The organism is Quisquiliibacterium transsilvanicum (assembly GCF_014202215.1).
In the GTDB taxonomy this organism is placed as follows: Bacteria; Pseudomonadota; Gammaproteobacteria; order Burkholderiales; family Burkholderiaceae_E; genus Quisquiliibacterium; species Quisquiliibacterium transsilvanicum.
The window spans coordinates 580824-607047 of sequence record NZ_JACHGB010000003.1 but is presented as its reverse complement, the minus strand read 5'-3'; the positions used below and the strand labels follow the sequence as shown (position 1 = coordinate 607047).

General features: G+C 69.7%; 24 protein-coding genes. 16 read left to right on the top strand and 8 right to left on the bottom strand.

Features of this window, described 5'->3' with window-relative positions:
- Position 1 precedes the first annotated feature (1 nt).
- The 8 genes from HNQ70_RS09275 to HNQ70_RS09240 all read left to right on the top strand — a co-directional run bounded on the left by HNQ70_RS09275 (position 2) and on the right by HNQ70_RS09240 (position 9584).
- Positions 2-715 (top strand): type IV pilus inner membrane component PilO, encoded by a 714-nt coding sequence (locus HNQ70_RS09275; RefSeq protein ID WP_183966584.1) that lies wholly within the window; start codon positions 2-4, stop codon positions 713-715.
- Positions 712-1233 carry a pilus assembly protein PilP gene (locus HNQ70_RS09270; RefSeq protein WP_183966582.1) on the top strand — a complete coding sequence of 174 codons (522 nt, stop codon included), beginning with the start codon at positions 712-714 and terminating at the stop codon, positions 1231-1233. Before HNQ70_RS09275 ends, HNQ70_RS09270 begins: the two co-directional genes overlap by 4 nt.
- Positions 1230-3458, top strand: coding sequence for a type IV pilus secretin PilQ (locus tag HNQ70_RS09265; RefSeq protein WP_246434851.1), 2229 nt, complete (start codon positions 1230-1232; stop codon positions 3456-3458). The genes HNQ70_RS09270 and HNQ70_RS09265 overlap by 4 nt, the downstream gene beginning before the upstream one ends.
- Before the next feature lie 74 nt (positions 3459-3532).
- Entirely contained in the window at positions 3533-5386 is a 1854-nt protein-coding gene (locus HNQ70_RS09260) for an Ig-like domain-containing protein (protein ID WP_183966580.1), read from the top strand.
- Between the two features lie 90 nt (positions 5387-5476).
- Positions 5477-6040, top strand: coding sequence for a shikimate kinase (locus HNQ70_RS09255; protein ID WP_246434850.1), 564 nt, complete (start codon positions 5477-5479; stop codon positions 6038-6040).
- Positions 6033-7115: a 3-dehydroquinate synthase gene (gene aroB / locus HNQ70_RS09250; protein WP_183966578.1), complete on the top strand. Its 1083-nt coding sequence runs from the start codon at positions 6033-6035 to the stop codon at positions 7113-7115. The genes HNQ70_RS09255 and aroB overlap by 8 nt, the downstream gene beginning before the upstream one ends.
- Entirely contained in the window at positions 7115-8299 is a 1185-nt protein-coding gene (locus tag HNQ70_RS09245) for a deoxyguanosinetriphosphate triphosphohydrolase (RefSeq protein ID WP_183966576.1), read from the top strand. The genes aroB and HNQ70_RS09245 overlap by 1 nt, the downstream gene beginning before the upstream one ends.
- 88 nt (positions 8300-8387) lie before the next feature.
- A complete protein-coding gene (locus tag HNQ70_RS09240) occupies positions 8388-9584 on the top strand; it encodes an MFS transporter (RefSeq protein ID WP_183966574.1) in 1197 nt (398 codons plus the stop codon).
- Between the two features lie 85 nt (positions 9585-9669).
- Here the strand turns inward: HNQ70_RS09240 and HNQ70_RS09235 are convergent, their stop codons facing one another.
- Positions 9670-10731 carry an alcohol dehydrogenase catalytic domain-containing protein gene (locus tag HNQ70_RS09235; protein WP_183966572.1) on the bottom strand — a complete coding sequence of 354 codons (1062 nt, stop codon included), beginning with the start codon at positions 10729-10731 and terminating at the stop codon, positions 9670-9672.
- A 157-nt stretch (positions 10732-10888) separates the two neighbouring features.
- Between HNQ70_RS09235 and HNQ70_RS09230 the strand changes: the two genes are divergently transcribed.
- The 6 genes from HNQ70_RS09230 (at position 10889) to HNQ70_RS09205 (ending at position 20134) form a co-directional block, all read left to right on the top strand.
- Positions 10889-15757, top strand: a complete 4869-nt coding sequence (locus HNQ70_RS09230; RefSeq protein WP_246434849.1) for a glutamate synthase-related protein — start codon at positions 10889-10891, stop codon at positions 15755-15757.
- Between the two features lie 64 nt (positions 15758-15821).
- Positions 15822-17309: a glutamate synthase subunit beta gene (locus HNQ70_RS09225; protein ID WP_183966569.1), complete on the top strand. Its 1488-nt coding sequence runs from the start codon at positions 15822-15824 to the stop codon at positions 17307-17309.
- Between the two features lie 175 nt (positions 17310-17484).
- Positions 17485-17919, top strand: coding sequence for a DUF2306 domain-containing protein (locus HNQ70_RS09220; RefSeq protein ID WP_183966567.1), 435 nt, complete (start codon positions 17485-17487; stop codon positions 17917-17919).
- A gap of 12 nt (positions 17920-17931) precedes the next feature.
- Positions 17932-18213 (top strand): 2TM domain-containing protein, encoded by a 282-nt coding sequence (locus tag HNQ70_RS09215; protein ID WP_183966565.1) that lies wholly within the window; start codon positions 17932-17934, stop codon positions 18211-18213.
- Complete coding sequence (locus tag HNQ70_RS20520) at positions 18210-19328, top strand: histidine kinase (protein WP_183966563.1); 1119 nt, start codon at positions 18210-18212, stop codon at positions 19326-19328. The genes HNQ70_RS09215 and HNQ70_RS20520 overlap by 4 nt, the downstream gene beginning before the upstream one ends.
- The gene (locus HNQ70_RS09205; protein WP_183966561.1) at positions 19325-20134 is read left to right on the top strand and encodes a LytR/AlgR family response regulator transcription factor; all 810 of its coding nucleotides are present in this window, start codon (positions 19325-19327) and stop codon (positions 20132-20134) included. The genes HNQ70_RS20520 and HNQ70_RS09205 overlap by 4 nt, the downstream gene beginning before the upstream one ends.
- A 120-nt stretch (positions 20135-20254) precedes the next feature.
- On the opposite strand, the gene HNQ70_RS09200 is transcribed toward HNQ70_RS09205, so the two are convergent.
- Positions 20255-20725, bottom strand: a complete 471-nt coding sequence (locus tag HNQ70_RS09200; RefSeq protein WP_343060708.1) for a MaoC family dehydratase — start codon at positions 20723-20725, stop codon at positions 20255-20257.
- 201 nt (positions 20726-20926) lie between these two features.
- Between HNQ70_RS09200 and HNQ70_RS09195 the strand changes: the two genes are divergently transcribed.
- Positions 20927-21328 carry an RNA-binding S4 domain-containing protein gene (locus tag HNQ70_RS09195; protein WP_183966557.1) on the top strand — a complete coding sequence of 134 codons (402 nt, stop codon included), beginning with the start codon at positions 20927-20929 and terminating at the stop codon, positions 21326-21328.
- A 54-nt stretch (positions 21329-21382) separates the two neighbouring features.
- Positions 21383-21994, top strand: a complete 612-nt coding sequence (locus HNQ70_RS09190; RefSeq protein ID WP_183966555.1) for a histidine phosphatase family protein — start codon at positions 21383-21385, stop codon at positions 21992-21994.
- A 75-nt stretch (positions 21995-22069) separates the two neighbouring features.
- Here HNQ70_RS09190 and HNQ70_RS09185 read toward each other — a convergent pair whose 3' ends face one another.
- The 6 genes from HNQ70_RS09185 to ccoO all read right to left on the bottom strand — a co-directional run bounded on the left by HNQ70_RS09185 (position 22070) and on the right by ccoO (position 26213).
- A complete protein-coding gene (locus HNQ70_RS09185) occupies positions 22070-22384 on the bottom strand; it encodes a hypothetical protein (protein WP_183966553.1) in 315 nt (104 codons plus the stop codon).
- A 27-nt stretch (positions 22385-22411) separates the two neighbouring features.
- The gene (locus tag HNQ70_RS09180; protein WP_183966551.1) at positions 22412-22909 is read right to left on the bottom strand and encodes a FixH family protein; all 498 of its coding nucleotides are present in this window, start codon (positions 22907-22909) and stop codon (positions 22412-22414) included.
- 16 nt (positions 22910-22925) lie between these two features.
- The gene (gene ccoG, locus HNQ70_RS09175; RefSeq protein ID WP_183966549.1) at positions 22926-24356 is read right to left on the bottom strand and encodes a cytochrome c oxidase accessory protein CcoG; all 1431 of its coding nucleotides are present in this window, start codon (positions 24354-24356) and stop codon (positions 22926-22928) included.
- Between the two features lie 148 nt (positions 24357-24504).
- Positions 24505-25431, bottom strand: a complete 927-nt coding sequence (gene ccoP / locus HNQ70_RS09170; RefSeq protein ID WP_183966777.1) for a cytochrome-c oxidase, cbb3-type subunit III — start codon at positions 25429-25431, stop codon at positions 24505-24507.
- A gap of 15 nt (positions 25432-25446) precedes the next feature.
- Complete coding sequence (locus tag HNQ70_RS09165) at positions 25447-25602, bottom strand: cbb3-type cytochrome oxidase subunit 3 (RefSeq protein ID WP_183966776.1); 156 nt, start codon at positions 25600-25602, stop codon at positions 25447-25449.
- A 2-nt stretch (positions 25603-25604) separates the two neighbouring features.
- Positions 25605-26213, bottom strand: a complete 609-nt coding sequence (ccoO, locus tag HNQ70_RS09160; protein ID WP_183966547.1) for a cytochrome-c oxidase, cbb3-type subunit II — start codon at positions 26211-26213, stop codon at positions 25605-25607.
- Between the last annotated feature and the right edge of the window lie 11 nt (positions 26214-26224).

Below are 26224 nucleotides of genomic sequence, written 5' to 3'. Positions count from 1 at the left end.
GATGGCGAAATCGATCGGATCAATCGACCTGCGCGCCATCGGCGCGCAGTTCAGCGGCCTGCAGGGCCGCCATCCCGGGCTGTGGCCGCTGGCCCCCAGGGTTGCGCTGCTGGTGGGCCTCCTGGTCGCAGTGCTGGGTCTGGCCTGGGCCGGCTACTGGCGCGACCAGCTCGCCGAGCTGGAGGCCGGCCAGGACCGCGAGGTCAAGCTCAAGGCGGAGTACGCCGACAAGCTGCGCCAGGCGGTCAACCTCGACGTGCTGCGCGCCCAGAAGGAGCAGGTGTCGGTCTACGTCGACCAGCTCGAGAAGCAGCTGCCCAGCAAGGCCGAGATGGACGCGCTGCTGTCGGACATCAACCAGGCCGGCGTGGGCCGCGGCCTGCAGTTCGAGCTCTTCAAGCCGGGCCAGGTGGTGCTGCGCGAGTTCTACGCGGAGCTGCCGATCAACATCCGGCTGGTGGGCGGCTTCCATGACCTGGGGGCGTTCACCAGCGACATCTCCAACCTGGCGCGGATCGTCACCCTCAACGACATGCACATCCAGCTCAACGACAAGACCGGCCTGCTGACCATGGACGCGGTGGCCAAGACCTTCCGCTACCTGGACGCCGACGAGATCGCCGAGGCCCGCAAGCAGGCGCAGCAGGCGCGGCTGGCCGAGGCCAAGGCCGGCAAGGGCGGCAAGCGCAGCGCAGCCAAGGGAGGCGGCAAATGAGCATGCGTCTGGCCGGCACGGTGATGACCGCGGCGCTGCTGCTCGCCGGCTGCGGCGGCGAGCAGCAGGAACTGCGCAGCTGGATGGAGGATCAGCGGCGCAGGACGCCGGTGGTCAACGAAAAGATCGATCCGCCCAAGCGTTTCGAGCCCTTCCGCTACGCGAACACGGGCGATGCCGATCCCTTCTCGCAGGGCAGGCTGGCGCTGCGCCCGGGCGAGTCCGGCGCGGGCGCGATGCAGCCTGACATGAGCCGGCGCCGCGAGGCGCTGGAAGGCTATCCGCTGGAGTCGATCCGAATGGTGGGGCACCTGAGCGACCGGCGCGGCAGCTTCGCGCTGCTGCAGGCGGAGGGCATGGTCTACCGGGCGCGCGTGGGCAACCACGCCGGCCAGAACTTCGGCGTGATCACACGGGTGAGCGAGTCGGAAGTGAAGTTGAGGGAAATGGTCCGCGATGCGGCCGGTGAATGGTCAGAACGCGAAACGGCGCTGCAGCTTCAGGAGAGCACGAAATGACAAGACCGATGGCTGCCGGCGGCGTTGCCGGGCGTCTCGCCCGGCGATTCCTCGCCACGGTTCTCGCGCTGCACGCGGCTGCGGCGTTCGCCCAGTCGAACGCGATCGAATCGGTGACCAGCGCGATGCAGGGCGGCGCGACCCAGTTGCGCATCCAGCTCAAGGAAGCCCCGGCGGGCCAGCCCGCGAGCTTCTCGGTGAACAGCCCGCCGCGGGTGGCGCTCGACTTCGCCGACACGACCAACGCCGCGGGGCAGAGCTCCTTCGACCTGCCGCAGGGCGACGTGCGCAATGTCGCGATCGTCCAGGCGGGCAGCCGTTCGCGGGTCGTGCTCAACCTCAAGCGGCCGCTGAGCTACACCACCGCGGTCGAGGGCAAGTCGGTGCTGGTCACGCTGACGCCGGCGGCTGCGGCCGCCACGCAGGCGGCTGCGCCGGCCTACAGCTTCGCCAAGGGCGATTCGGCGGCCACCACCCACGCGGTGCGCGATCTCGACTTCAGGCGCGGCAAGGACGGCGAGGGCCGGGTGGTGGTCGAGCTGTCCGACCCGGGCGTCGGCGTCGACATCCGCCAGCAGGGCGAGACCATCGTGGTCGACTTCCTGCGCGCCCGCCTGCCCGAGAACCTGCGCCGCAGGCTCGACGTGGGCGACTTCGGCACGCCGGTGCGTTCGGTGCGCGCCTCCGAGGAGGGCGGCCGGACCCGCATCGTGATCGAGCCGCAGGGCAAGTGGGAGCACAACGCCTACCAGAGCGACACCCAGTTCGTGGTCGAAGTCCGTCCGGTGCGCGAGGATCCGTCCAAGCTCGGCGGCGTGCGCGGCTACCGGGGAGATCGCCTGTCGCTGAACTTCCAGAACGTCGACGTGCGCTCACTGCTGCAGGTGATCGCGGACTTCACCAACCTGAACATCGTCACCAGCGACTCCGTGGCCGGCACCCTCACGCTGCGCCTGAAGGACGTGCCCTGGGACCAGGCGCTGGACATCGTGCTGCAGTCCAAGGGCCTGGACATGCGCAAGAACGGCAACGTCATCATGGTGGCGCCCGCCGAGGAACTCGCCACCAAGGAGAAGCTGGACCTGGAATCGCGCAAGCAGCTCGCCGAGCTCGAGCCGATCCGCTCCGAGGCCTTCCAGCTGAACTACCAGAAGGCTGAGAACGTGGTGAAGCTGCTCACCCACGAGAAGCAGCGCGTGCTGTCCAAGCAGGGCAGCGCGGTCTCTGATCCCCGCACGAACAAGGTCTTCGTGCAGGACACCGCCTCGCAGCTCGAGGAGGTGCGCAAGCTGATCGCCCAGGTCGACGTGTCGGTGCGCCAGGTGCTGATCGAGGCGCGGATCGTCGAGGCCGACGACCGCTTCTCGCGCAACCTGGGCGCCAAGCTGGGCTTCAACGACCTGCGCTCCTCGGTGTACCGCACCGTCGGCGTGACCAATCCGGTCACCGGCCAGCTGACCGCGATGAACGTCCCGGTCAACGGCGCCGGCAGCCGCATCGGCGGCGGCACCTACGGTTCGGTCGCCGGCAACCTGCAGGGCGTGGCGGACATCTCGTCGCAGAACGGCTCCGGCCTGCCGGGGCTGAACGCGGTGGGCCTGGGCCGCGCGACCGCGCTGGAGAACACCAACTTCATCAACCTGCCGGCGGCGGCGATCAGCGGCGTCTCGCCCGCCTCCTTCGCGATCAGCCTGTTCGGTTCCTCGCTGACCCGCTTCCTCAACCTCGAGATCTCGGCCCTGGAAGCCGACCAGCGCGGCAAGGTGGTGTCAAGCCCGCGGGTGCTCACCGCCGACCAGACCAAGGCGACGATCAAGCAGGGCACCGAGGTGCCCTACCAGAAGGCCACGTCGAGCGGCGCCACCTCGATCGAGTTCCGCGAGGCAGTGCTGAAGCTGGAGGTGACGCCGCAGATCACTCCCGAGGGCAACGTGATCATGGAGGTGGAGGTCAACCGCGACGCGCTCGGCGCGCTGACGCCGGGCGGCTACGCGATCGACAAGCGCTCGGTGCGCACCCAGGTGCTGGTCGAGAACGGCGGCACAGTGGTGATCGGCGGCATCTACGAGCAGGTCGAGCGCAAGACCGAGAACAAGGTGCCGCTGCTGGGCGACATCCCGGTGGTCGGGAACGTGTTCAAGAACACCCAGCGCCGCAACGACCGCACCGAGCTGCTGGTGTTCCTGACCCCGCGGGTGGTGTCGGACACGGCGCTGGCGCGCTGAGGACGGGCCGGCGGCGCAGCGCGCTGCGCCGGGGCCGGATGAATTCCAACGAAAACAGGGAAGAGAGAAACACGATGCATAGTCCAAGGCGAATCCTGGCCGCGCTCGCGGCCCTGGCGACCGTCGCCCTCGTCGCAGCCTGCGGCGGCGGCGGCGCGGGTGGGCAGGGCGACGGCGGCAGCGTCGGCGCCCCCAGCGAAGCAACTGCGCTGGAGCTGGCCACCAGTGCTCCGTCGATCGGGTCCGACGGCCGCAGCACGGCAACCATCACCGCCTTCGTCAAGGACGGCGCCAACCGCTCGATGGCCAACCAGACGGTCGAGTTCGGCACCGGCGACGCGGGCGCGGTGCTGCAGGTGGTGTCGGCGCGCACCGACGCCAGCGGGGTCGCCTCGGCGACGCTGAAGATCAGCGACCAGACCAACCGGACGATCACCGTCACCGCCCGCTCTGGCGCGCTGGTGCGGACCGTGGACGTGGCCGTGGTCGGCACCACGCTCAACGTGAACGGCCCTGCCAGCCTGGTGCTGAACGCGCCCACCGAGTTCACCATCGGCCTGAGGGATTCATCGGGTGCCGCGCTCGTCGGCAAGCAGGTCGGGCTCGCGTCGGCGGCCGGCAATACGCTGAGCGCCGCCACCGTGATCACCGACGCCGCCGGCCAGGCGCGCGTGCTCTTCACGGGCACCCGTCCCGGCGCGGATACCCTGACGGCCTCCGCGCTGGGCGCCAACGTGAGCACGCCGCTGGAGGTGGCCTCTACCCAGGTGGCATTCGCGTCGCCGGCGCCGGGCCAGGAGATCCCGGTCGCGACGCTCCAGACGGTCAGCGTGAACTTCACGCTCGCCGGCGCTCCGCAGGCGGGCCAGGTTGTGCAGTTCACCGCGACCCGCGGCACGCTGGGCGCGGCGAGCGCGGTCACTGACGCTGCCGGCAACGCCAGCGTGACCATCCAGTCCGCCACTGCCGGCGCGGCCACCATCACCGCGCTCGCAGGCAGCGTGGTCAGCTCGCAGTCGGTGGAGTTCGTCAGCCGCACGCCGGCCAAGCTCGCGCTGCAGGCCAGCCCGGCGAACGTCGGCGTCAACCTGTCGCCCGCCAGCACCAACTCTTCGCAGCTGATCGCGGTGGTGCGCGACGCGTCCGACAACCCGGTCAAGGGCCAGACGGTGAGCTTCTCCGCGCTGTCCGACCCGAGCAATGGCCGGATCGAACCGGCGATCGCCACTACCGACAGTTCGGGCGTCGCCACCGTCGCCTTCTTCCCCGGCGCGAACTCCTCCGGGTTCAACCAGATCGTGCTGAAGGCGGAGCTGCCGGGCAAGGGCATCTCCGGCTCCACCAGCCTCACCGCGTCCAAGCAGGAACTGGTGGTGCGCGTGGGCACCGGCAACCAGATGGAGGAAATCGACATCGCGACCAACTCGATGCCCTGGTCCGCTGTGGTGACCGACTCCAGCGGCAACCCGGTCGCCGGCGCGAGCGTGCAGGCTTCGCTGGTCGCCACTGGCTACAGGAAGGGCACCTACGTCTGGAGTCTCGGGCTGAAGCGTTGGGTGCAGACCGGCGTGTTCGAGTGCATCAGCGAGGACATCAACGGCAACCTGAGGCTGGATGCCGGCGAGGACGTCAACGGCGACGGGCTGCTCACCCCGGGCAACGTGGCCGCGGTGGTGGTCAGCTCGGACGGCGCGCGCACCGACGCGAACGGGCTTGCGAGCATCCGCGTGATCTATCCGAAGGACTTCGGCAACTGGGTGGACGTGCGCCTGCGCGTGACGATCACCACGATCGCCGGCACCGAAGGCTCGGATCAGCGCTCCTTCACTCTGCCAGTGCTCGCCAAGGACGTGACCAACGAGCAGGTCACCCCGCCCGGGACGCCGTCGCCCTTCGGCATGGCGCCCGACTGCTCGACCACCGACTGATCGGACCAGGTTCGGGTTCCCGGGCCGGCGGCCCGGAGCGCAGCGCGCGCTCCGGGCCGCCGGCCCTTCCGCTTGCGATAAGCTTCCGGCATGACCGAAGCGCAGGATTCCGCACTCGAGCGCCCGATCTTCCTCGTCGGCATGATGGGGTCGGGCAAGTCCACCGTGGGCAGGCGACTGGCCGCAGTGCTGGGCCGCCCCTTCATCGATGCCGACCGCGAGCTCGAGAGCCGCTGCGGCGTGCCTATCGCCACCATCTTCGACCTCGAGGGCGAGGACGGATTCAGGCGCCGCGAAGCGACGCTGATCGACGACCTCACCCGCCAGTCCGGGCTGGTGCTCGCCACCGGCGGCGGCGCGGTGCTGCTCGAGGAGAACCGGCGCAACCTGCATGAGCGCGGCTGCGTCGTCTACCTGAGCGCCACGGCCCAGGACCTCTGGCTGCGCCTGCGGCATGACCGCGCGCGGCCGCTGCTGCGCACCCCTGATCCGCGCCGCCGGATCGCCGAACTCGTCGATGCGCGCGGCCCGCTGTACGCGCAGTGCGCCCACCTCACCGTCTCCACCGGCCGCCAGCCGGTGGAACGCGTCGTCGCGGAGATCGTCGCCGCGCTGTCCGATTGCCCCACTCCGGATCTCGTCAAGAATGCGTGAAGTCGTCGTCCCCCTCGCCCAGCGCAGCTACACCATCGCCATCGGCGAAGGCCTGCTCGACCGGCGCGACCTGCTGGCCCCGATCGTCGCCGGCCGCCAGGTCGCGATCGTCAGCAACGTCACCGTGGCGCCGCTGTACGCAGCCCGGCTGCGCGCGGCGCTCGAGCCGGACGCCGACTGCGTCATCGAGGTGGCGCTGCCCGACGGCGAGGCCCACAAGCACTGGGGGACGCTGAACGCGATCTTCGACGCGCTGCTCGAACATCGCTTCGACCGCAGCGCAATCCTCGTGGCGCTGGGCGGCGGCGTGGTCGGCGACATGACCGGTTTCGCGGCGGCCGTCTACCAGCGGGGCATCGACTTCATCCAGGTGCCCACCACGCTGCTGGCCCAGGTGGACTCGTCGGTCGGCGGCAAGACCGGCATCAACCATCCGCTGGGCAAGAACATGATCGGCGCCTTCCACCAGCCGCGGCTGGTGCTTGCCGACGTCGGCTGCCTGGCGACGCTGCCGGAGCGCGAACTCTCCGCGGGGCTCGCCGAGGTGATCAAGCACGGCGCGATCGCCGACGCTGCCTACCTGGATGCGGTGGAACGCGCGCTGCCGGCGCTTCTTGCGCGCGATCCGGGCGCGCTCGCGGACACGGTGGCCCGCTCCTGCGAGATCAAGGCCGGCGTGGTCGGCAGCGACGAGCGCGAGTCCGGCCTGCGCGCCATCCTCAATTTCGGCCACACCTTCGGCCACGCGATCGAGGCGGGCCTGGGCTACGGCGAGTGGCTGCACGGCGAAGCGGTGGGGGCGGGAATGGTGATGGCGGCCGATCTGTCGCGCCGCCTTGGGCTGCTGGACGCGGCGGCGGCCGGGCGGCTGCGCGATGCGATCGCCGCGGCCGGCCTGCCGGTCCGCGGGCCGGCCTGGCCAGCCGACCGTTACGTGGAACTGATGAGCGTGGACAAGAAGGCCGAGCGCGGCACGCCCAGGTTCGTCCTGCTCGAGGGGCTGGGCCGGGCCTGCGTGCGCCGCGCGCCCGACGACGCGGTGCGCGAGACCCTCGCCGCCTGCGCCCCCGGCTGATGGACGGCGCGCGGCCGCAGTCGGAGCGTCCGGCGGGCGTCCGCTGGCGCGCGCCCCATGCGGCCGATCCCGGCGCGAGCCGCGGCCGCAGGGTCGCCGAGCGCAGCGCGCCGACCCGCAACGAGTTCCAGCGCGACCGCGACCGGATCGTCCATTCCACCGCCTTTCGCCGCCTCGAGTACAAGACCCAGGTCTTCCTGAACCACGAGGGCGACCTGTTCCGGACCCGGCTCACCCACTCGATCGAGGTGGCGCAGATCGCGCGTTCGATCGCCCGCAGCCTGGGGCTGGACGAGGACCTGGTGGAGGCGGTGTCGCTGGCCCACGACCTCGGGCACACGCCCTTCGGCCATGCCGGGCAGGACGCTCTCAACGAATGCATGCGCGGCCACGGCGGCTTCGAGCACAACCTGCAGTCGCTGCGGGTGGTCGACGAGCTCGAGCAGCGCTATGGCGGCTTCGACGGGCTCAACCTGTGCTTCGAGACCCGCGAGGGCATCCTGAAGCATTGCTCGGCCGCCAACGCGCGCCGGCTCGGCGAGCTCGGCGAACGCTTCCTGCTCGGCCGCCAGCCTTCTCTCGAGGCGCAGGTGGCCAATCTCGCCGACGAGATCGCCTACAACAACCACGACGTGGACGACGGCCTGCGCTCCGGGCTGATCACCCTGGACCAGCTGCTCGAGGTCGAGCTGTTCGCGCGGCATGCGCGCGCCGCGCGCGGCGAGTTCCCTGACATCGCCGGCCGGCGGCTGGTGCACGAGACCGTGCGCCGGATGATCAACGACCTGGTCGTCGATCTGCTCGACGAGACCGGGCGGCGCATCTCGGATGCCGCGCCGGATTCGGTCGACGCGGTGCGCGCGGCCCCCGCGCTGGTGGCGTTCTCCGATGGGATGCGCGTCCGATCGGCCGAGCTCAAGCGCTTCCTGCACAGGGAGCTGTACCGCCACGAGCGGGTGATGCAGGTGATGGCGCGCGCGCGGGAGGTGGTTCATTGCCTGTTCGACGCCTTCATCGCCGACACCTCGAGGCTGCCGGATGCGCACCGGGAGCGTGCCGAACTGCTTGGCCCGCGGGCGATCGCCGACTACATTGCTGGGATGACCGATCGCTTCGCGCTGCGCGAGCTCCAGCGGCTGGGGCTTCCGGGGGCGGGCGAGCCCTGGCCCTGGGCCGGGGTCTAGCCGGTTGCGGCGGCGCCCGCAGCGAACGGGCGCCGGTGCGGGACGCGGCGCCGCGCTGTGCGGCCCGGCAACGCCATGGGAGGAAGGGATGGGCCAGCATTCGCCGACGTCGCTGCTGCTGAACATTGGTCATGCGATCGACCACATGTTCCTGCTGATCTTCGCCACCGCGGTGGTGTCGATCGCGCAGGAGTTCGGCTTCTCCCGCTGGGAGGACCTGATGCCCTACAGCGTGGGCGCCTTCTTCCTGTTCGGGGTCGGCTCGCTGCCCTCGGGGCGCCTTGGCGACCTCTGGGGCCGGCGCGCGATGATGATCGTCTTCTTCTTCGGAATGGGGCTGTCCGCCATTCTTGTCTCGCTGACCAGCGGGCCGTGGTCGATGGCCGCCGCGCTGGCGCTGCTGGGCGCCTTCTCGTCCATCTATCACCCGGTGGGCATTCCGATGCTGGTCCAGGGGGCGCGCAATCCGGGGATGACGATCGGCATCAACGGCCTGGCCGGCAACCTGGGGATCGCCGTGGCTGCGCTGGTCACCGGCTTCCTCGTCAAGTACATCGGCTGGCGTGCGGCCTTCGCGGTGCCGGGCGTGGTCTGCCTGCTGTGCGGCATCGCCTTTGCCCGGGTGGCGCCGCGGGAGAGCGAGCCGCCGGCGCGCCGCACCACCCGGGTGGTGGCGCTGCCGCGGGCGACGATGCTGCGCATCGTCGCGGTGATGACCCTGACCGCGATCTCCAGCAGCCTGCTGTTCAACTTCACCACCAACGGCAACGGTCAGCTGCTGCGCGAGCGTTTTGCCGGCATCGTCGAGGATCCGGCGACGCTCGGCGCGATGCTGGCGGCGGTCTACGCAGTGGCTTCGTTCGCGCAGGTGGTGGTGGGCCGGCTGATCGACCGCTTTCCGCTGCGCCGCATCTACCTCGGGGTCGTGCTGGCGCAGCCGCCCCTGCTGGCGCTGGCGGCGGTCGCCGAGGGCTGGTGGCTGCTGGCGCTGCAGGCGGGCTTCATGGTGGCGATCTTCGGCGCGATCCCGTTCACGGATGCCATGATCGTCCGCTACGTCGACGACCGGATGCGCTCACGCGTCACCGGCATCCGGCTGGCGATTTCGTTCGGCGTCAGTTCGCTGGCGGTCTGGCTGCTCGGCCCGGTCGTTAAGGAGGCGGGCTTCGGGGCGCTGCTGTTCGCGATGGCGGGCATCGCGGTGTTCACGCTGCTGTGCGTGCTGTTCCTGCCGGAGCCGGAGCGCGAGGACGCGGCCGGCGCGCAGGCGGGGGCGGCGGTCTGAGGATCGGCGAAGAGGCGATCCCTTCGCGCGCTGCCGGCCGGAGCCCGTTCACGGCTGCCTGAACAGGGCCCGGCCGCCGCCGGGATCAGGGAGTCAGCACCGCCCGGCCGGGGAAATTTCCGGCGTGCAGGCGTCCGATCACCTCGTTGACCGAGTCCAGCGGCAGGGTCTTCACCGGCAGCGGCGGCAGCACGCCGGTCTGCGCGATCTCGAGCAGCTCGCGCAGCTCGCCGCAGGTGCCGACCATCGAGCCCTGGATCGTCACTGCCTTGAACACCACCACCGCCGGCACCACCGGCGTCGAGCCGCCGATCAGCCCGACCGAGACCATCTTGCCGCCCTTGCGCAGCGCATTGAAGCCGTAGGCGAAGGACTCGCCGGTGCCGACGAAGTCGACCACTGCGTCGACGCCGCCGCCGGTCGCCTTGGCAAGCGCCTTGGCCGCATCGGCGTCGTTCGGGTCGAGCGTCTGGCTGGCGCCGGCCTCGACGGCCAGCGGCCACTTGGCCTGGTCGATGTCGGCGACGATCGGCGAGATGCCGAGCACGTGCTTCGCAAAGCGCACCCCCGACAGGCCGACGCCGCCGGCGCCCAGGATCAGCACGGTCTGGTCCGGCCGCATCGGCGCGAGCTTCTTGAGCGCCGCATAGGCGGTGAGGCCGGAGCAGGCATACGGCGCAGCCTGCTCGAGCGGCAGCTTGCCCGCCGGGATGCAGTACTTGGCGTCGGGCACGAACACGTACTGCGAGAAGCCGCCGTCGAGCTGCAGGCCGAGGTTGCGCGGCGCCGAGCACAGGTTCTCGCGGTCGCTGGTGCAATAGGCGCATTTGCCGCAGCCGATCCACGGATACACCACCACCTTGTCGCCGACCTTGACTCCGGTGGCGCCGGCGCCCAGCTCGGTGACCTCGCCGGCGATCTCATGGCCAAGCACGCGCGGCGCGGCCACGCCGCGGGACAGGTCGATCTTGCGGCCGGTGCCGGTGTCGACGAAGCCGTCGTAGAGCATCACGTCGGAATGGCAGACTCCCGCCGCCAGGATGCGGACCACCACCTCCCCTGCGGCGGGCTCGCGCAGCGGTTCCTGGGTGTCGACCATGGGCTGTCCGTGCTGGACGAGCTTGAAGCAGCGGCACATCGGGCGCATTAAATTGTCTCCGTTCCGGTATTTGAATTCGAATTCATGACGAATATACTAGTAGGTTCGACTTGCTTTGCTGCACTGCACAGTGGGGCAGAAGCCATCGCCAACCTCATCGCCAACTCGTTGGCGACCAATTGTAAACGGACTGCGGAGCGCCGCCATGCGAGCAGATGAACACCGGATGAACGAGGAAACCGACGTCTGCGAGCATCGCAAACGACCCGACGGCAGGGGGGCTGGCGGGTCGCTCGAGGCGGGCGTCGCCCCCGAAGCGCAGGGTCTCTACGACCCCGCCAACGAACACGACGCCTGCGGCGTTGGCTTCGTGGCCCACATCAAGGGCAAGAAGAGCCACCGCATCATCGAGCAGGGCCTGCAGATCCTGCTCAACCTCGACCACCGCGGCGCGGTGGGAGCCGATCCGCTGATGGGCGACGGCGCAGGCATCCTCACCCAGATTCCCGACCACTTCCTGCGCGAGGAGATGGCGCGCCAGGGCGTGACGCTGCCGCCCGCCGGCGAGTACGGCGTCGGGATGATCTTCCTGCCGAAGGAGCACGCCTCGCGGCTGGCCTGCGAGCAGGAGGTCGAGCGCGCGGTGCGCGGCGAAGGCCAGGTGCTGCTGGGCTGGCGCGACGTGCCGGTCGACACCAGCATGCCGATGTCTCCGGCGGTGCGCGCCCGGGAACCGGTGATCCGCCAGGTCTTCATCGGCCGCGGCCCGGACGTGATGGTCACCGACGCGCTCGAGCGCAAGCTGTATGTGATCCGCAAGCTGGCCAGCCACAAGATCCAGGCGCTGAACCTCAAGCACGGCAAGGAATACTTCGTGCCGTCGATGTCGGCGCGCACCATCGTCTACAAGGGCCTGCTGCTGGCCGGGCAGGTCGGCGAGTATTACCGCGACCTGCAGGATCCGCGCTTCGTGTCGGCGCTGGCGCTGGTGCACCAGCGCTTCTCCACCAACACCTTCCCCGAGTGGCCGCTGGCCCACCCCTACCGGCTGGTGGCGCACAACGGCGAGATCAACACGGTCAAGGGCAACTACAACTGGCTGCGCGCCCGCGAGGGCGTGATGAAGTCGCCGGTGCTCGCCGACGACCTGAAGAAGCTCTACCCGATCGTCTATGCGGGGCAGTCCGACACCGCCACTTTCGACAACTGCCTCGAGCTGCTGGTGATGGCCGGCTACCCGATGGCGCACGCGATGATGATGATGATCCCGGAGGCGTGGGAGCAGCACACGCTGATGGATCCGAAGCGGCGAGCCTTCTACGAGTTCCACGCCGCGATGATGGAACCCTGGGACGGGCCGGCGGCGATCGCGTTCACCGACGGCCGACAGATCGGCGCAACGCTCGATCGCAACGGCCTGCGCCCGGCGCGCTACTGCGTGACCGACGACGACATGGTCATCATGGCCTCCGAGGCCGGCGTGCTGCCGATCCCTGAAAGCCGCATCGTCAAGAAATGGCGCCTGCAGCCCGGCAAGATGTTCCTGATCGACCTCGACCAGGGCCGCATCATCGACGACGCCGAGCTCAAGAACCAGCTGGCCAACAGCAAGCCCTACCGCGAGTGGATCGAGGCGATCCGCATCAAGCTCGACGAGATCGACGTGGCGCGCGACCCGGCCGAGGTGGAGCGCGAGGCGCAGGGGCCGACCGCCGCCGCCGCCCAGCGCGCCGAGGACATCGCCGGCGAGGTCTCGCAGCGCACGCCTGCGCCCACGGTGACGCTGCTCGACCGCCAGCAGGCCTTCGGCTACACGCAGGAGGACCTGAAGTTCCTGCTGACGCCGATGGCCGCCGCGGCCGAGGAGGCGATCGGCTCGATGGGCAACGACTCGCCGCTGGCGGTGCTGTCGAACAAGAACAAGCCGCTGTACAACTACTTCAAGCAGCTGTTCGCGCAGGTCACCAATCCGCCGATCGACCCGATCCGCGAGCAGATGGTGATGTCGCTGGTGTCCTTCATCGGCCCCAAGCCGAACCTGCTCGACCTTAACAACACCAACCCGCCGATCCGCCTCGAGGTGTCGCAGCCGATCCTCGACTTCGACGACATCGAACGCATCCGGCACATCGAGCGCTACACCAGCAACAAGTTCAAGTCCTACGAGCTGAGCGTCTGCTACCCCGACGCCTGGGGCAAGGAAGGCATCGAGGCGCGGCTGGCCTCGCTGGCCGCCGAGGCCGAGGACGCGGTGCGCTCCGGCTACAACATCCTGGTGGTGTCCGATCGCCGCATCGACCGCGACAACGTCGCGATCCCGGCGCTGCTGGCCACCAGCGCGGTGCACCAGCATCTGGTGAACAAGGGCCTGCGCACCAGCGCCGGCCTGGTGGTCGAGACCGGCTCGGCGCGCGAGGTGCATCACTTCGCGCTGCTGGCCGGCTACGGCGCCGAGGCGATCCACCCCTACCTCGCGATGCAGACGCTGGCCGAGCTGCACAAGGCGCAGCACGGCGGCGCCGACGCCGAGAAGGCGGTCAAGAACTACGTGAAGGCGGTCGGCAAGGGGCTGATGAAGGTGATGTCCAAGATGGGCATCTCCACCTACATGAGCTACTGCGGCGCGCAGATCTTCGAGGCGATCGGCCTGTCGAAGTCGCTGGTGGACAAGTACTTCACCGGCACCGCCAGCAACATCGAAGGCATCACGGTGTTCGACGTCGCCGAGGAGGCGCTCCGGCTGCACCGCGCGGCCTTCGGCGGCGACCCGGTGCTGGCCGGCATGCTCGACGCCGGCGGCGAGTACGCGTACCGGACTCGCGGCGAGGACCACATGTGGACGCCGGATTCCATCGCCAAGCTGCAGCACGCAACGCGCAGCAACAGCGCGGCCACCTACCGCGAGTACGCGAAGCTGATCAACGACCAGAGCGTCCGTCACATGACGCTGCGCGGCCTGTTCGATTTCCGCTTCGACGCGTGCGCCCCGGCGCCGCTGGACGAGGTCGAGCCCGCCAGCGAGATCGTCAAGCGCTTCGCCACCGGCGCGATGTCGCTCGGCTCCATCTCCACCGAGGCACACACCACGCTGGCGGTGGCGATGAACCGGATCGGCGGCAAGTCGAACACCGGCGAGGGTGGCGAAGACCCGATGCGCTACCGCGCCGAGATGCGCGCGGGGCACGCGGTGATCAAGGACGGTGATTCGATCGGCACCGTGATCGGCGCCGACCGGATCGAGAGCGACGTCGCGCTGAAGAATGGCGATTCGCTGCGGTCGCGGATCAAGCAGGTGGCCTCGGGCCGCTTCGGCGTCACCGCCGAGTACCTGTCGAGCGCCGACCAGATCCAGATCAAGATGGCCCAGGGCGCCAAGCCCGGCGAGGGCGGCCAGCTGCCGGGTCACAAGGTGTCCGACTACATCGGCATGCTGCGCTACTCGGTGCCGGGCGTCGGCCTGATCTCGCCGCCGCCGCACCACGACATCTACTCGATCGAGGACCTGGCGCAGCTGATCCACGACCTGAAGAACGCCAACTCGCGCGCCTCGATCTCGGTCAAGCTGGTCTCCGAGGTCGGCGTGGGCACGGTCGCGGCCGGCGTCTCCAAGGCGAAGGCCGACCATGTGGTCATCGCCGGCCATGACGGGGGCACCGGCGCCTCGCCGCTGTCGTCGATCAAGCACGCGGGCACGCCCTGGGAGCTCGGCCTGGCCGAGACCCAGCAGACCCTGGTGCTCAACCGCCTGCGCAGCCGCATCACGGTGCAGGCCGACGGCCAGATGAAGACCGGCCGGGACGTGGTGGTCGGCGCACTGCTGGGCGCCGACGAATTCGGCTTCGCGACCGCGCCGCTGGTGGTCGAGGGCTGCATCATGATGCGCAAGTGCCACCTGAACACCTGCCCGGTGGGCGTGGCCACGCAGGATCCGGTGCTGCGCCGCAAGTTCCTGGGCAAGCCCGAGCACGTCGTCAACTACTTCTTCTTCGTCGCCGAGGAAGTGCGCGAGCTGATGGCGAAACTCGGCATCCGCAGGTTCGACGACCTGATCGGCCGTGCCGACCTGCTCGACACCCGCAAGGGCATCGAGCACTGGAAGGCCAAGGGACTGGACTTCAGCCGCGTGTTCGCGGTTCCGCCGGTGCCGGCCGACGTGCCGCGCCGCAAGGTCGCCGACCAGGACCACGGGCTGGCTGGCGCGCTCGACAACAAGCTGATCGATCTCGCGCGCCCGGCCCTGGAGAAGAAGGAGAAGGTGTCCTTCATCCTGCCGATCGCCAACGTCAACCGCACCGTGGGCACCATGCTCTCCGGCGAGGTGGCGCGCCGCTACGGCCATGACGGACTGCCGGACGACACCATCCACGTGCAGTTCAAGGGCAGTTCCGGCCAGAGCTTCGGCGCGTTCGTCGCGCGCGGCATCACGCTCGACCTGGTCGGCGAGGCCAACGACTACGTCGGCAAGGGCCTGTCCGGCGGCCGGATCATCGTGCGGCCCACCAACGACTTCCGCGGCAACGCCGTCGAGAACATCATCGTCGGCAACACCGTGCTGTACGGCGCCATCGAGGGCGAGGCCTTCTTCAGCGGCGTGGCGGGCGAGCGCTTCTGCGTGCGCAACTCCGGGGCCACCGCGGTGGTCGAGGGCACCGGCGACCACGGCTGCGAGTACATGACCGGCGGCACCGTGGTGGTGCTCGGCGAGACCGGGCGCAACTTCGCGGCCGGCATGTCCGGCGGCATCGCCTACGTCTACGACCCCGATGGCCGCTTCGCGGACCGCTGCAACCTGGCGATGGTCGGCCTGGAGAAGGTCCTGTCGACGGCGCAGCAGCTGCAGACTGTGGAGCCCGCCATCTGGCATCGCGGCGAGTGCGACGAGATCATCCTGAAGGGACTGGTCGAGAAGCACTTCAAGTACACCGGCAGCGAGCGCGCGCGGGCCATCCTCGACGACTGGGAGCGTGCCCGCGACCTGTTCGTCAAGGTCTTCCCGGGCGAGTACAAGCGCGCACTGGGCGAGCTGCATGCGGCAAGCCAGCAGCGCCAGTCGCAGGAGAAGGCGCCGGCCTGAGGCCGGGCGTCCGCTCCGCACCCGTATCACGCGACCGATACAACATCAGGGAATCTGCGACGCCATGGGCAAGATCACCGGCTTTCTCGAGTTCCAGCGCCTTCAGGAGGCGGCAGAGGCCGCGCCGGAGCGCCTCAAGCACTACCGCGAGTTCGTGCTGCACCTCTCCGACAAGGAGGCGTCGCAGCAGGGCGCGCGCTGCATGGACTGCGGCATTCCGTTCTGCCAGAGCGGCTGTCCGGTCAACAACATCATTCCGGACTGGAACGACCTGGTCTATCGCGGCGACTGGAAGCTGGCGCTCGCGACGCTGCACTCGACCAACAATTTTCCGGAGTTCACCGGCCGGGTCTGCCCCGCACCCTGCGAGGCGGCCTGCACGCTGAACATCAACAGCGACCCGGTGGGCATCAAGTCCATCGAGCACGCCATCATCGACAAGGGCTGGGAGATGGGCTGGGTGCTGCCGCAGCCGCCGGCCCGCAAGACCGGCAAGTCGGTGGCGGTGGTCGGCTCGGGCCCGGCGGGGATGGCCTGCGCGCAGCAGCTGGCGCGCGCCGGGCACGAGGTCACGGTGTTCGAGAAGAACGACCGGATCGGCGGGCTGCTGCGCTACGGCATTCCCGACTTCAAGATGGAGAAGTCGCACATCGACCGGCGCGTCGAGCAGATGGAGGCCGAAGGAGTGGTGTTCCGCACCGGCGTCTTCGTCGGCAAGGACGGCCAGCTCTCCGGAATCAGCAACTGGGCGAAGAAATCGGTCAGCCCCGCGAAGCTGCTCGAGGAGTTCGACGCGGTGGTGCTGACCGGTGGCGCCGAGCAGCCGCGCGACCTCCCGGTGCCCGGCCGCGAGCTCAAGGGAGTCCATTTCGCGATGGAGTTCCTGCCGCTGCAGAACAAGGTCGTCGCCGGCGACAAGGTGACGGGCCAGATCCTGGCCACCGGCAGGAACGTCGTGGTCATCGGCGGCGGCGACACCGGCTCCGACTGCGTCGGCACCAGCAACCGCCAGGGCGCGAAGTCGGTCACCCAGTTCGAGGTGATGCCGCAGCCGCCCGAGCAGGAGAACAAGACGCTGACCTGGCCCTACTGGCCGGTGAAGCTGCGCACCTCCTCGTCGCACGAGGAAGGCTGCGAGCGCGACTGGGCGGTCACCACCAAGGGCTTCAAGGGCGATGCCAAGGGCAACGTCAAGGCGCTGGTGGCGGCGCGCGTCGAGTGGCAGAAGGACGAGGCCAGCGGTCAGATGAAGATGGTCGAGGTGCCCGGCTCCGAATGGGAGATCCCCGCCGACCTGGTGCTGTTCGCGATGGGCTTCGTCTCGCCAGCGGCGCCGGTGCTCGACGCCTTCGGCGTGGCGAAGGACGGCCGCGGCAACGCGCAGGCCGGCACCGACGGTGAAGGCTGCTACGCGACCAGCGTACCGAAAGTGTTCGCCGCCGGCGACATGCGCCGGGGCCAGTCGCTGGTGGTCTGGGCCATCCGCGAGGGCCGCCAGTGCGCGCGCGCCGTCGACGAGTTCCTGATGGGGGCGAGCGAGCTGCCGCGCTGAGGCTCCTGCGCGCCAGCCTCGACGGCCTGCCGGTTGTTCGCACGGCAGGCCGTTTTTTCGTTCGCGCCGCGGCCGGGCAACTGGCGCCGCCTTGCCGCGCGTTCGTCGCAAACCTCCGCCGCGCGCGGTCAGGGCGCGCAGGATGGTCTCGTCCCCACCCCCAATGGAGAAGGCGATGAGCGCGTCGCTCCCCACCCCGATGATGGTCCACCTGTTCGCGGCGCTCGCCGCCCTGCTGCTGGGCGCCTGGCAGCTGCTTGCCGCCCGCCGCGGTGCGCGGCACCGCACGGTCGGGTATCTCTGGCTGCTCGCGATGCTGGTCACTTCGCTGTCTTCGTTCTGGCTCAGGAGCGGACTCGGCGTCGCCTGGCTCGCCGGCTTCAGCCCGATCCATGCGCTCTCCGTGTTCACGCTGGTCTCGCTCGCGATGGCGCTTTTCCACGCCCGCGCGCGCGATTTCCGGCGGCACCGGCGCTGGATTGCGGGTGCCTACGCGGGCCTCGTCGTGGCGGGGATCATCGCGGCGGCCTTGCCAGGCCGCGCGCTGCACGCGATGCTGTTCGTCGAGCTGCCCCGCCTGGTCGTTGCGGCGGCGGCGCAGCAGTTCTGACAGGAGGCCACGATGTCCCCGACCCTTCCGAACGATCCCGTGCTGCGCGAGGCGCAGCGGATTGCCGGCCGCAAGCTCGGCCTCCTCGTCCACGCGACCGTGTACCTCGTGGTCAACGGGATGCTGGTCCTCGTCGCCTGGTCCGCGGGCAGCGGAGCATGGCCCCTTTTCCCGGCAGCCGGCTGGGGCATCGGGCTGCTGGTGCACGCGCTGGTCGTGCTCGGCCCGTTCGACGCGATCCGCCGGCGGCTGGTCGAGCGGGAGGTCCGGCGCATCGAGAGCGGCCGCCGGTGAGTGCAGCCGGCATGCTGGGCGGCGTTGGTCGTTCGCTGCTGAGCGCCTGGACGCCGCGGCCGGACGGGCCCGGCTGGGCTCCCTGGGCCTGGACCGCAGCGATCAGTACGCTGGTCGCGCTCGCGCTCACCCAGTTCGTGCCGCGCACTGGGGGATTCGGCGCCAACCTGCTCGTCAGCCACTCGATCGGCTTCACGATCCACGCGCTCTTCGCGGGGCTCGGTCACGGACTGCGCTTTGACATGTTCACGCTGCCAGGCACGCTTCGCGCGGCCTATGTGGTCAGCGTGGTCCTCGCAGGCAGCTGGCTCGGCTACGCCGGCGCCACCTGGATGCGGCTCGGCGACGCGGGGCTGGTCGCCGCGCACCTCGGCCGCGCGTCCGGTTTCCTGCTGGCGATCCCGCCGGTCTGGGCCCTGCTGACGATGCTGCTCTTTGCCGGCGTAAACCGCCTGCGCGGACAGCAGCTGGCGCGGGAGCGCGAGCGCCGGGAACGGGCCGACGCGCAGCGCGAACTGATCGCGGCGCGCCTGCAGTTGCTCAACGCCCAGATCGAGCCGCACTTCCTCTACAACACGCTGGCGGGCGTCAGCGCGCTGATGCAGGCGGACCCTTCTGGCGCGCAGCGGCTGCTGGACGCGCTGGTCGTCTACCTTCGTTCTTCGTCGCGCAACATGTCCGCTTCTCTCGTCACCCTGGCGCAGGAGCTGGAGTCGGTGCGCGGTTACCTGGGGGTCATGCAGCTGCGGCTCGGCGCCCGGCTCTCGGTACGTTACGCGGTGCCGCCGCAGGCGGAGCGCCTGCAGCTGCCTCCGGCCTCGCTGCTCACTCTGGTGGAGAACGCCATCAAGCACGGGATCGAGCCGAGCCGCCAAGGCGGCTCGATCGAGGTGCGCGCAGTTCCGGCCGGTGCAGGCTGGGCGCTGGAGGTGGAGGACGACGGGCAGGGGCTCGGCGTCGCCGGGCTTGCGCAGGCGACCGGCGGAACGGGGCTCGCCAACCTCGGCGAGCGCCTGCGGCTCGCCCTCGGCGAGGGGGCCGGGGTGGTGCTCGAAGCCGGGCCGCGAGGGGGTGCCGTTGCCCGGATGCGCCTGCCGGGAGTGGCGGCCCGATGAGCGGCAGCCTGCACGCGACCGCGGTGATCGCCGAGGACGAACCGGCGCTGGCCGACGCGCTGCGGCGCATGCTCGCCCAGGCCTGGCCGGAACTGGACGTGCTGCGCGTGGCGCACAACGGTGACGACGCGCTCGCCGCGATCCGGGCGCTGAGTCCCGACGTGGCCTTTCTGGACATCAGGATGCCCGGACCGAGCGGGCTTGAGGTCGCCGCCGCGCTGACAGGGCTCGCCAGTCCGCCCGCGCTGGTGTTCGTCACCGCCTACGATCAGTACGCGGTGGAGGCCTTCGAGGCTGCCGCGGCGGACTACCTGCTCAAGCCGGTGTCCTCCGACCGCCTCGAGCGATGCGTGGCCCGGCTGCGGAACGCGCTCGCACAGCGCACACCGGGCTCGTCCACCGAAGACCTGGGCAGGCTGCTCGCGCTGCTGCAGCGCCAGCTGCCTGCAGGCGGCGCGGGACAGGGCTGGCTGCGCTTCCTCCGGGCGAGCGTCGGCGACGTGATCCGCCAGATCCCGGTGGAGGAGATCCTGTACCTGCAGGCGCAGGACAAGTACGTCTCGGTGGTGACCCGTGACGCCACCGCGCTGGTGCGGATTCCGCTGTCCGAACTGGCCGCGTCGCTGGATCCGGCGCGCTTCGCGCAGGTTCACCGCTCGACGATCGTGAGCCTCGATGCCATCGACACGATCCGGCGCGACTTCGCCGGACGCACCTTCGTGCATTTGCGGCCCGCCGCGGCGGGCGGGCGCGAGGTCCGGCTCGCGGTGAGCCGGCAGTACGCGGCGCAGTTCAGGGCGATGTAGGCGCAGGTGGCGCAGGTGGCGCAGGTGGCGCAGGTGGCGCAGGTGGCGCAGGTGGCGCAGGTGGCGCAGGTGCGCGCCGCGCGAAGGGCGGGCCGCAGCGGTTGTGCCGCTGGCGGCCGGTCAGGACGCTGCGGCGCTGCGGCAGCGGTACATCCCCCAGCCGCGGATGCTCATCACGACCTCGTCGTCCTGGTTGATCGCCTCCTGCAGCAGTTCGATCACGCCCCGGTCGGGCTTGGTCTGGGATTGCTTCGAGGCCAGCACCGTGGCGCGCACCCTTAGGCGATCGCCGGGCCGGACCGGCTTGACCCAGCGGAGCTCGTCGATTCCCGGCGAGCCCATGCTCGAGAGCGGCGAGATCATGTGGTCGACCGCCATCCGCATCATCAGCGAGCCGGTCAGCCAGCCGCTGGCGATCAGGCCGCCGAAGATGCTCTGCTGCGCGGCCTCCTTGTCGACATGGAAGGACTGCGGGTCGTAGCGGGTGGCGAACTCGACGATCTCCTCCTCGGTGACCGTGCAGTTGCCGTACTCGAAGGTTTCACCGACCTGGTAGTCCTCGAAATAGCGTTCCTTGATCGGTACCGTCACGTGGACTCCTGGTGTGGGTTCGGCGCGCCGCCGTCGGCGCCCCGGATATTGCAGGCTTGGCGGCGAAGCGCGGAGCGACACTCCGGATCCGGCCATGCGGGGCGCTAGTATGCCTAAAATGCCGGCTAGGCACCGACTTTATGCTGCAACGCCGCATCCGCAAATCGAGCGGATTGCCGTTGCCAGCCGGATCAGGACGCGATGAGCGACGACCTACGCATCGACAAGTGGCTCTGGGCGGCGCGCTTCTTCAAGACTCGCGGGCTTGCGCGCGAGGCGATCGAGGGCGGGCGAGTGCTGGTCGGCGGCGACCGCGTCAAGCCCTCGCGCCAGGTCCGGATCGGCGACGAGATTCGCGTGCGGGGCGCCGAGGTGGAGCGCACGGTCCGGGTGGCCGCGCTGTCGGGCCTGCGCGGGCCGGCGCCGGTCGCCCAGGCGCTCTACGAGGAGACCGAGGCATCGGTGCGCGCGCGGGTCGAGGCGCAGGCGCGCCGCGCGCTGGCGGCGGACCCGGCGGCAGCGATCGAGCACGGCCGCCCGACCAAGCGCGACCGTCGTCTCATCGGGCGCTTGCGCGACGCGCGGCGGGAGGGCGCGGAATGAGCCACGGCCTGCGAGGGGGCGCGAAATGAGCGACGGCCTGCGGGAGGGCCTGGCATGAGCCACGGCCTGCGGAGCAGGCGCGCCCTGCTGGCGGCTGCGGCGCTTCTGCCTGTGTCGCGCCTGCTGACGGCGTCGGCGCCGGCGCAGGCCCAGTCCATCGGCCGTTTGGAGCTCGACGGCGCGGCGGCGCGACTGCGCACTGGCGGATGGGTGCTGATGATGCGCCATGCGCAGACCGAGCCCGGCATCGGCGATCCGCCCGGTTTCCGGCTGGACCGCTGCGCGACGCAGCGCAATCTCTCGGAGGCTGGCCGCCGGCAGGCGCGGGCGGCTGGCGAGGCGCTGCGTGCCGCGGGCATCGTGCCTTCGCTGGTGCGCTCGAGCGCCTGGTGCCGCTGCCGCGAGACCGCGGAACTCGCTTTCGGCCAGTACGAGCCCTGGCCGCCGCTCGATTCCTTCTTCGAGGACCGGGCCCGGGAGCCTGCGCAGACCGCCCAGGTGCTGGCCTTCGCGCGCGAGCTTCGTGCGCCTGCGAACGCAGTGCTGGTCACCCACCAGGTCAACGTGGTCGCTGCGCTGGGGGTATCGCCGGCGCAGGGCGAGATCGTTGCGGGACGGTGGGAGGACGGCGGGATGCGGGCGATGTTCGTGTTCAGGCCTGCGTGACACGCGCCGCGGGGAAGCGCGGGAATGCCCCGGGATAGTCGTGCGCGGTCCGGCGCTGCGCCGGGCGCCGCGGGCTCAGCGCCCGATCAGCGCCTTGTCCTGGTGCTTGCGGTCTTCGGGCGTCTGCAGCAGCTCTGCAGGCGGCTGGCCGCCGTGCGCCAGCAGGTAGGTCAGCCCGCTCGAGATCGTGAACAGGCCCCAGAACACGAAGAAGCCGATCGTGTAGGCGGCCTCCCGGCTGTCGGCGAGATGCAGGCCGACCACGTCGAGCTCTTGGGGGTCGATCATCGAGAAGAAGACGCCTTCAGCGACGATGGACATCAGGAATGCCGGCCACAGCACCTGCATCAGGATGCGGCCCACCTTGCGATCACCGATCGGCTTGTTCACGATGTTCCCTGTGGGTTGAGCTGGCGGTCACGGCCGCGGCGCGGCGATTTCGAGCGCGTTGGCGAATCCGGCGGCGCTGCCGGTCAGCCGCCAGGTGCGGTCCGGGTCTTCGATCATCACGTTCCAGCGGCCGTCCAGCGGCAGCTCCTGCAGCGAACGGTACAGGCCGCCGCCTGCGGCCGCCAGCATCAGCGTGCGGTCCAGTTCCGAACGCGTGGCATGGAGCACATGCACCGTCACGAAGGGCGGCAGCGCCGCTCCCGTCGAGCCGGTCAGGCGCAGTTCCGCCCCGCCGGGGGCGCGCGACAGCGTCGCGGCCAGCCCAAGCGACTGCGCTGCGCGATCCCTGGCGAGCTGCATGTTGATCGCCCTGCCTTCGCGGTAGTAGTCATCCACCACCAGCGAATTGTTGGTGGTCGCCGCGAGCCAGAAGGTGATCACGCCTCCCACCAGCGCGGTGGCCGGCATCAGCATCAGCAGCCAGGGCCAGAGCTGGCGGTACCAGGGGACGCGGGAATGGGTCATCGTGCCTGCCATTGCATCACCGGGGGACGTAGAAGGTGGATTTCTCGTCGACCGTCACCGAGGGGTCGGCGGTGTCGACGATGCTGAAGCGGATCGTGTTGCTGCCCGGCGCGCCCTTGCCAGGCTGCACCCGCACCCGCACCGGCACCATGCGGTTGCCGGCCGCGTCCACCGCCACCTCGGGGTCGGAGGCGACGAAGATGGTGTCGATGCCATCGACCGAGATGCGGAAGCGCCGCGCGGACTCGGCGCTGTTGATGAACTGCAGGCGATAGACGTTCTCGATGAGACCGTCCTCGACTTCCCGGCCCAGCGTGCCCCGGTCGCGGATGATGTCGACCTTGAGCGGCACGCGCAGCGCCATGTGGGTGAACAGCGCGATGGTGATCGCCGCCAGGACGCCCGTGTAGACCAGCACGCGCGGGCGGAACACCCTGCGCCAGAGCTGGCTGCGGTTCCAGCCGTTGGCGAGGCCGTTCTCGGTGTCGTAGCGGATCAGCCCGCGCGGGTAGCCCATCTTGTCCATCACCTGGTCGCAGGCGTCGATGCAGGCGGTGCAGCCAATGCACTCGTACTGGAGCCCCTTGCGGATGTCGATGCCGGTCGGGCAGACCTCCACGCACAGGCCGCAGTCGATGCAGGAGCCCAGCCCCAGCGCCGCCGGGTCGGCCTTGCGCGAGCGCGAGCCGCGCGGCTCTCCGCGGTCCCGGTCGTAGGTGACGATCATCGTGTCCTTGTCGAACATCGCGCTCTGGAAGCGCGCGTACGGACACATGTACTTGCAGACCTGCTCGCGCAGGAAGCCGGCGTTGCCGTAGGTGGCAAAGCCGTAGAAGATCACCCAGAAGGTCTCCCATGGGCCGGTGCCCAGCGAGGCGATATGGCTCAGCAGCTCGCGGATCGGCGTGAAGTAGCCGACGAAGGTGATGCCGGTCCACAGCGCGACCGCGATCCAGAGCGCGTGCTTGAGCACCTTCAGTCCGAGCTTGCGCGCGGAGGCCGGCCCCTTGTCGAGCTTCATGCGCTTCTGGCGGTCGCCCTCGACCTTGCGCTCGATCCACATGAAGATCTCGGTGTAGACCGTCTGCGGGCAGGCGAAGCCGCACCACAGCCGGCCCGCGACCGCGGTGAACAGGAACAGCGCCAGCGCCGAGATCACCAGCAGGCCCGTCAGGTAGATGAAATCCTGCGGGTACAGCACGGTTCCGAACAGGTAGAAGCGCCGCGCCTCCAGGTCGAAGAGCACTGCGGCGCGATCGTTCCAGGTGAGCCAGGGCACTCCGTAGAAGGCGATCTGCGTCAGCCACACCAGCAGCCAGCGCCAGCCGGCAAACCAGCCGGTCACCGCGCGCGGATAGATCTTCTGGCGGACCTCGTAGAGATCGACCTCGCCGCTCTTCCCGCCGGTGGCGGTCGCGGTCGCGGGCTTCAGGGGAGGGGATGTCATGGTGCGCTGCCGAAGGGGTGCTGCGGGGAAGTGGCGTCCCTGCGGCGGGGGACGCCTGCGGCCAGCCCCGGGGGGTTGGCCGGTGGAACCCGCTGCCGCCCGTCGCGGCCTAGCTGCCGTGCCGACGAGTGCACCGGGCTCCGTCCGGTCACTGCTGCGCGGACGCCGAGCGCGCTGGGGTGTTGGACATTCCCCAGATGTACGCGGCGAGGACGCGGATCTTGCCTTCGCCCAGCAGTTCGCCGAAGGCGGGCATCTGGTTGTTGCGGCCGTTGTTGATGGTCTCGACGATCGACGCCAGCGAGCCGCCGTAGAGCCAGGTCTTGTCGGTCAGGTTGGGGGCGCCCAGCGCGGGGTTGCCCTTGCCCTCGGGTCCGTGGCAGGCCGCGCAGGCTGCGAACTTGGCCTGGCCGCGGGCCGCCTTCAGCGCATCGTGGCCGCTGCCGGACAGCGAGAGCACGTAGCTGGCGACGTCCTCGACGTCGGCTGCCGTGCCCACCGCCGCGGCCATCGGCGGCATCACGCCGTTGCGGCCTTCGCGGAGGGTCTGCTCGATGGCCGGCGGCTCTCCGCCCCAGATCCAGTCGTTGTCCGCCAGATTCGGGAAGCCCTTGCTGCCGCGCGCATCGGAGCCGTGGCACTGCACGCAGTAGGTCAGGTACAGGCGCTCGCCCATCGCGCGCGCCTCCGGGTCGGCGGCGACCTGCGACACCTCCTGCTGCAGGTACTTGGCGAACAGCGGCTCGTAGACCGCCTTGGCCTTGGCGACCTCGTTGTCGTACTGCCCGGTGGAACTCCAGCCGAAAGCCCCCTTGTTCGAGCCGAAGCCCGGGTACAGCACCAGGTAGAGCACCGCGAAGACGATGGTCAGGTAGAACAGCCAGATCCACCAGCGGGGGAGCGGGTTGTTGTATTCCTCGAGGGTCTCGTCCCACTTGTGGCCGGTGGTCTCGACCTCGCCGCCCCCGGTGCGCTTCTTGGACAGGATGAAGGTCAGCCAGAAACATGCGACCAGCCCGAGGCCGGTCAGCACCATGATGTACACGCTCCAGCCGGAGCTCGTGAAGTCCGCGATCATTTCTTGTTCTCCTCAGGCGTGACCGGAGCGGTCGTCGTCGGCGAAGGGCAGGTTGGCCGCCTCGTCGAAGCGCTTCTTGCGGCGGGGCCCCCAGGCCCAGACGACGATTCCGATGAAGGTGGCGAAGCTGACCGCTGCGATCAGCCCGCGAACCACGTTGATGTCCATGGTCACTGCACCTTCTTCAGGCTGGTGCCCATCACCTGCAGGTAGGCGATCAGCGCATCCATCTCGGTCTTGCCTTTCAGTTCCTCGGGCGCCTTGGCGATTTCGTCGTCGGGGTAGCCATGGCCGAGCTTGTTGAGCGCACGCATCTTCGCCTGGATGTAGCCGTCGTCGGCCTGTGCGCGCGCCAGCCACGGATAGCCGGGCATGTTCGACTCGGGCACCAGGTCGCGCGGGTTCATCAGGTGGATGCGGTGCCATTCGTCGGTGTAGCGGCCGCCGACCCGGGCCAGGTCCGGCCCGGTGCGCTTGCTGCCCCAGAGGTGCGGGCGGTCGTAGACGAACTCGCCGGCCACCGAGTAATGGCCGTAGCGCTCGGTCTCCGCGCGAAACGGGCGGATCATCTGCGAATGGCAGTTGTTGCAGCCTTCGCGGATGTAGACGTCGCGGCCGCTGAGCTGCAGCGCGTTGTACGGCTTGAGCCCCGCGACGGGCTCGGTCGTGGACTTCTGGAAGAACAGCGGGACGATCTCGACCAGACCGCCCACGCTGACCACCAGCAGGATCAGCACGATCATCAGGCCGATGTTCTTTTCGATTGCATCGTGTTTCATGACGATTTCTT

What these genes read in the sequence shown, in the direction of transcription:
- HNQ70_RS09260 (WP_183966580.1), top strand. Translation starts at nt 3,533, where the DNA reads ATGCATAGTCCAAGGCGAATCCTGGCCGCGCTCGCGGCCCTGGCGACC.
- HNQ70_RS09230 (WP_246434849.1), top strand. Translation starts at nt 10,889, where the DNA reads ATGCGAGCAGATGAACACCGGATGAACGAGGAAACCGACGTCTGCGAG.
- HNQ70_RS09240 (WP_183966574.1), top strand. Translation starts at nt 8,388, where the DNA reads ATGGGCCAGCATTCGCCGACGTCGCTGCTGCTGAACATTGGTCATGCG.
- HNQ70_RS09245 (WP_183966576.1), top strand. Translation starts at nt 7,115, where the DNA reads ATGGACGGCGCGCGGCCGCAGTCGGAGCGTCCGGCGGGCGTCCGCTGG.
- HNQ70_RS09270 (WP_183966582.1), top strand. Translation starts at nt 712, where the DNA reads ATGAGCATGCGTCTGGCCGGCACGGTGATGACCGCGGCGCTGCTGCTC.
- HNQ70_RS09225 (WP_183966569.1), top strand. Translation starts at nt 15,822, where the DNA reads ATGGGCAAGATCACCGGCTTTCTCGAGTTCCAGCGCCTTCAGGAGGCG.
- HNQ70_RS09195 (WP_183966557.1), top strand. Translation starts at nt 20,927, where the DNA reads ATGAGCGACGACCTACGCATCGACAAGTGGCTCTGGGCGGCGCGCTTC.
- HNQ70_RS09265 (WP_246434851.1), top strand. Translation starts at nt 1,230, where the DNA reads ATGACAAGACCGATGGCTGCCGGCGGCGTTGCCGGGCGTCTCGCCCGG.
- HNQ70_RS09255 (WP_246434850.1), top strand. Translation starts at nt 5,477, where the DNA reads ATGACCGAAGCGCAGGATTCCGCACTCGAGCGCCCGATCTTCCTCGTC.
- HNQ70_RS09190 (WP_183966555.1), top strand. Translation starts at nt 21,383, where the DNA reads ATGAGCCACGGCCTGCGGAGCAGGCGCGCCCTGCTGGCGGCTGCGGCG.
- HNQ70_RS09205 (WP_183966561.1), top strand. Translation starts at nt 19,325, where the DNA reads ATGAGCGGCAGCCTGCACGCGACCGCGGTGATCGCCGAGGACGAACCG.
- HNQ70_RS09180 (WP_183966551.1), bottom strand. Translation starts at nt 22,909, where the DNA reads ATGACCCATTCCCGCGTCCCCTGGTACCGCCAGCTCTGGCCCTGGCTG.
- ccoG (WP_183966549.1), bottom strand. Translation starts at nt 24,356, where the DNA reads ATGACATCCCCTCCCCTGAAGCCCGCGACCGCGACCGCCACCGGCGGG.
- HNQ70_RS09220 (WP_183966567.1), top strand. Translation starts at nt 17,485, where the DNA reads ATGAGCGCGTCGCTCCCCACCCCGATGATGGTCCACCTGTTCGCGGCG.
- aroB (WP_183966578.1), top strand. Translation starts at nt 6,033, where the DNA reads ATGCGTGAAGTCGTCGTCCCCCTCGCCCAGCGCAGCTACACCATCGCC.
- HNQ70_RS09275 (WP_183966584.1), top strand. Translation starts at nt 2, where the DNA reads ATGGCGAAATCGATCGGATCAATCGACCTGCGCGCCATCGGCGCGCAG.
- ccoO (WP_183966547.1), bottom strand. Translation starts at nt 26,213, where the DNA reads ATGAAACACGATGCAATCGAAAAGAACATCGGCCTGATGATCGTGCTG.
- HNQ70_RS09235 (WP_183966572.1), bottom strand. Translation starts at nt 10,731, where the DNA reads ATGCGCCCGATGTGCCGCTGCTTCAAGCTCGTCCAGCACGGACAGCCC.
- HNQ70_RS09165 (WP_183966776.1), bottom strand. Translation starts at nt 25,602, where the DNA reads ATGGACATCAACGTGGTTCGCGGGCTGATCGCAGCGGTCAGCTTCGCC.
- HNQ70_RS09215 (WP_183966565.1), top strand. Translation starts at nt 17,932, where the DNA reads ATGTCCCCGACCCTTCCGAACGATCCCGTGCTGCGCGAGGCGCAGCGG.